This window comes from Pedobacter jejuensis, assembly GCF_003725795.1.
Lineage (GTDB): Bacteria > Bacteroidota > Bacteroidia > Sphingobacteriales > Sphingobacteriaceae > Pedobacter > Pedobacter jejuensis.
The window spans coordinates 1-4,053 of record NZ_RBEE01000035.1 but is presented as its reverse complement, the minus strand read 5'-3'; the positions used below and the strand labels follow the sequence as shown (position 1 = coordinate 4,053).

The window sequence follows — 4,053 nt, the reverse complement described above, 5'->3', positions numbered from 1 at the left end:
ACACTGGATTTAATCCGGAAATTGATGAACGATCCGGAGCTGGAACAATTTTTTCTGGTTGGAGGAACCGCATTATCATTAAAAATCGGACACAGGATATCCATTGATATTGATTTATTTTCGATACAGAATTTTGCTCCCAAAATCTTGCAGGATCATCTTCTTTGGAATTACGGTTCCAATTTGAAAGTAATTGGTACAGGTGCATTAATGGGCTTAATTGATGGAGTCAAAGTTGACTTTATTACCCATCCCTATCCAAATATACGGCCTATCGAAAACATCGAAGGGATCCGAATGGCATCATTGCAGGATATTGCAGCAATGAAACTAAATGCCATTGTTGGGAGCGGAGAGCGTATCAAAGATTTTGTCGACTTATATTACCTGCTCGAAAAACTCAACTATTCCGAAATGCTCAATCACTACTATCAAAAATATCCGAATGTGACCATAGATATGGCCAACCGCTCTGTAGCCTATCACCATCAAATCAATATGGAAATTCCAATAGACCTTATCGATGGAAAACTTCAATGGCAGAAAGTAGCGGATAAGTTGATAAATACATCAAGCCAATTCGGCACTGAAGCGGAAAATGAGCGAAACATCTATTCAGGGTTGAAGCTAAAGCATAATAAAGAAGATGACATGGGTAAAGATCATGGAATTAGCAGGTGAGTTTAATTGGCTTCATTTCTCAAGAATTAATGATAAATGGTTTTTTTTGCTCAAAACTTGATTAAGAAACTCAATGGAAAGGACAGTAATTTATGATTTTAGAAAATAGCTTATCCCTTTAGTACCATCGGTTTAACTGGGTGTTGTTAAGGGTACAAAGATATCTCCCTTGACGAATCTAATTTCAAAATGTTCAAATAACCCGCCAAAGGGGGGGATTTTAAAGTGGCTAACAGAAGTAAATTTGATTCGGTTTATGTCCCATTTTTACTGAAACCTGCTACACATTTTATGCTTAAAAATGATAGCAAATTGGTGCAGGGGATAATTTCTTTGTCGTAAAACCAGATTATTTGGAAAGTAATATTCAAACAAAAAAAATGGGATTAAGGCTTAGAACTACAGTAATCTTTAACTAATATCTAGGTAAGTAGAAAAACCTTAAAAAAAAAGTTAATTAACAAATAATTAATACATTAGGTTTTATTTGTTAATTTTTTTTAAATATTTTTATTAAAAATAAATCATTATGAAAATAAAATGTTTTTCACTTTTAATATGCAGTCTTCTTCTGTTAGGTGCTCAATGTAAGAAAGACGAAAATGATATTGATCAATCATTATGTAATAATGCAAAAGTAATTAGGTCAACCTGTGGTGGCATTGTAATACAGCTGCTAAAAAGAAATGATATTGGGAGTAGCTGGACCGATCCTTCTGTCACTAACGGACCCGCCTATCCTAATTGCGTACTAACCAACACACTTCCGACCGACAAAAATAAACAAGGTCAACCTTTATCAATTAAATTTGAGGTAGTCACTCAATTTGAGGGAGGAAACCTTTGCGACATTGGAGGACTTCCCAGCAATAAGATATCTATAAAAGAATTTTTCGAATGTAAATAATTAAAACTTATGTATAACGCCTCTCTCAACAAACACCTAATTTCAATAATGTGTATCGTTACCTTAATGGTGACATCGATATCTGTTGTTTCGGCACAGATTGCTTCCAGAAATAGTAAAGAAAAAGTATTTTACCCAAAGCTTAAAGGGATAAACGTCGAAAGGAGATTTTCCATAAGTGATGAAGAAATTAGAGCATTATCAAAACAGGATTCCATTGAGAAAATAAATGGTTATCCATTCAGATTTGGTAAAGACGTCTCTGCAGACATTGATTTTATAGAGGCCAGTGAAAAAAGAAAAATTGGAGATTCAAGCTTTTGTTACTTGTCAGTTTCTTCTCCAAAAGCCTTCAGCATAAATTTGATTTTCGATAAATTAAGATTGGGAAATAGCGCTTTTATCAATATATATAATGACGATAACACTTTTGCTTATGGGCCAATAACTTCAAAAGATATCCAAAAAAACGGGGTGCTATGGACAGATTTAATCAAAGGGGACAAGATTATAATTGAATTAGTTACAACTGGCGATGTAGCTGAGAATAGTGTACATATATCTAGAATTATCCATGGATATAGAAATACTTTTACACCGAACGTTTTCGGTGACGCCTTAGCGTGTAATAATGATATTGCTTGTCCAGTGGGTTCAACGTGGAGAGATGACGCTAACTCAGTAGCCATGATACTTTTAGCTAATGGTACAAGATTATGTACTGGGGCGTTGATCAATAGCGTTCCTAATGACTACAAACCGTATTTCCTTACCGCATTTCATTGTCTGGACGGAAATTCAGATGCTAATTTATCTAATACCGAACAATCTGCTGTAAACAATTGGTTATTCAGGTTCAGATACGAAAGTCCTACCTGTAATGGAACGGATGGAACTGATTTTGTCACATTCAGTGGAGCAGATTTAAGGTCTGCCCACCAAGCTACTGATATGACACTTTTGGAATTATACAACAATCCTGCCGTCGTTGGTTGTATTTCCTTCGCAGGATGGACGAAATCAGCAACCGCACCATCTTCAGCAACTACTATACACCATCCTGCTGGGGATGTAAAGAAAATCTCTTTTGATAACAACTCATTAATAACGAACAGCAGTGTAATAAACTGGTTTGGAGGGACTACTTCTCCTGTTAACTCCCACTGGGTTGTGGGTTTGGATAACGGAACCTCAGAGGGAGGTTCATCAGGGGCGCCCCTTTTTGATCAAGACCATAAGATTGTCGGTCAACTCCATGGCGGTGAAAATGGCTGCGCTCCAATAACCAAATATTATGGGAGATTTGATCTGTCATGGAATGGTGGTGGAACAAATGCAACAAGACTGAGCAACTGGTTAGACCCATCCAACACTGGAACTAATTCCCTGAATACCGTTTACCCAGGCAATATCTCAGGGCCGAAGTATGTTTGCCAAGAGGGAACTTTTAGCATCACCAACCTGCCTAATGGAGCAACTTTCACTTGGAGCATTGAGGGAGCGGGTGGTACACTTACTAATATCGTGGGAAATCAGGTCACTCTGAACAAGACTAATGATGGGATATCGGTATTAAAGGCTACCGTCACAACAAATTGTGGTTCTTACGTCTTGGAAAGCTTTCAAATTCGTATGGGCGTTCCTTATAGCGTAAGAGTTACAGAACTTTATTGCGAGGATGGTTGTGGTGGAACTCTTGGTGATGGGACGATTTTATTATGTGGCGAACCTAACCTATATAGTGACTATAATAATCTCTTTAAATATGATATTGGACAGATACCAGCCTTCCCGGTCGAGCTAAATTATTATATTCAAAATATTAACGGTATTTTTTTTCAGAGCAAGATTATCACAACCACTCAAACAGGGATTATATACTTGCCTGAACAAATGCCCCTTGGTTTTTACAATTTAGAAGTTTGGTTGAGCGGCACAGAGTGTATAGAACCTATGTGGGAAGAAGGCTTCGTTGCTGTCAGTTGCAATACATCCAATATAGTCGTTTACCCTAATCCAGCAAGTAATGAGTTGAGAATCGGATATAAAAAAATTGGAGCAACTGCCGATCAAACTAAAAATAATGATTTAAAAGAAGAAAAGGATTTTAGTGTAAAGTTGTTTAACAAAAATGGTGTTTTATTAAAAGAAGCAAAGACTACTGCAATAAACAAGGAAATCCAACTTCAGGTATCAGATTTACCAAATGACACGTATTTTTTACACATCCTTCAGGACAAGGAGATTATCAAAAAGCAGGTGATAGTACAACACTAACTTAACGCCTTGTCAGCCGATAAATACTGCTATCTGGGCGATTCCAATTTTAAAATAAAGACGACGTCTCTTCAAGACATGAAATTACGCTTTTTTTGGAAAATGGTTGAACCCATTATTGCCAGCGGGCTAAACAGCTATTAATTAAGGGCGCAACGAGGCGCCCTAATTAAATTACTTACCCCTTA

Annotated in this window: 3 protein-coding genes; all 3 read left to right on the top strand. The window is 36.8% G+C overall.

All coding sequences use genetic code 11. The annotated features are described in order from the left end of the window. Positions 1–681, top strand: a 681-nt coding sequence (locus tag D7004_RS14340) for a nucleotidyl transferase AbiEii/AbiGii toxin family protein (protein ID WP_148042811.1), incomplete at its 5' end; no start/stop codon positions are given. Positions 682–1,210: 529 nt separating this feature from the next. Next, positions 1,211–1,588 carry a hypothetical protein gene (locus tag D7004_RS14335; protein WP_123206546.1) on the top strand — a complete coding sequence of 126 codons (378 nt, stop codon included), beginning with the start codon at positions 1,211–1,213 and terminating at the stop codon, positions 1,586–1,588. Positions 1,589–1,597: 9 nt separating this feature from the next. Further along, a complete protein-coding gene (locus tag D7004_RS14330; RefSeq protein WP_123206545.1) occupies positions 1,598–3,865 on the top strand; it encodes a T9SS type A sorting domain-containing protein in 2,268 nt (755 codons plus the stop codon). Positions 3,866–4,053: the final 188 nt, after the last annotated feature.